1 protein-coding gene is annotated in these 722 nt (G+C 39.2%); it reads left to right on the top strand.

Annotation, left to right across the window (positions count from 1 at the left end; translation table 11 throughout):
- Positions 1–54: 54 nt before the first annotated feature.
- Positions 55–699, top strand: coding sequence for an IS1595 family transposase (locus DV434_RS10590; protein WP_118786135.1), 645 nt, complete (start codon positions 55–57; stop codon positions 697–699).
- Positions 700–722: the final 23 nt, after the last annotated feature.

The raw sequence follows: 722 nt of genomic DNA, 5'->3' as shown, positions 1-722 counted from the left end.
AAGGGGCTGTACTAGATAATGACTTAAAAATCCCATTTAGGTTAGAATAAACCAATGAGAAAAAGTCGCTTAAGTCAGCATAAACAAAATAAACTCATTGAACTGTTTGTCGCAGGTGTCACAGCAAGAACAGCCAGTGCATTGGTTAATGTAAACAAAAATACAGCCGCTTATTACTTTCATCGATTACGCTTACTCATCTATCAAACAAGCCCCCATTTGGAAATGTTTGAAGGCGAGATTGAAGCCGATGAAAGCTATTTCGGCGGTACTCGAAAAGGCAAACGTGGTCGTGGTGCTGTGGGAAAAGTCGCAGTATTCGGGCTTCTCAAACGAAATGGCAAGGTTTATACCGTCGTTGTCCCTAATGCGCAATCAGCGACATTATTGCCAATTATCCGAGAGAAAGTTAAGCCTGATAGCATTGTGTACACGGATACCTTTCGTAGTTATGATGTGCTTGATGTCAGTGAATTTAGCCATTTTCGCATCAATCACAGCACGCATTTTGCTGAAAATCACAACCACATAAACGGAATTGAGAATTTTTGGAATCAAGCAAAACGCCACTTACGGAAGTTTAATGGCATTCCCAAAGAGCATTTTGAGCTATATTTAAAGGAATGTGAATGGCGTTTTAACAACAGTGAAATAAAATCTCAAATTTCCATTTTAAAACAATTAGTTAAGGGGATTTAGGTCTAGTTATCTAGTACAGCCCC

It is taken from the genome of Haemophilus haemolyticus (assembly GCF_003493685.1).
Classification (GTDB): Bacteria; Pseudomonadota; Gammaproteobacteria; order Enterobacterales; family Pasteurellaceae; genus Haemophilus; species Haemophilus haemolyticus_O.
The sequence above is the reverse complement of the archived record's forward strand: the minus strand, read 5'-3'. Positions and strand labels throughout refer to the sequence as shown.

Bases quoted from the DNA above. Each gene is read 5' to 3' on its own strand.
- DV434_RS10590 (WP_118786135.1), top strand. From the start codon at position 55: ATGAGAAAAAGTCGCTTAAGTCAGCATAAACAAAATAAACTCATTGAA.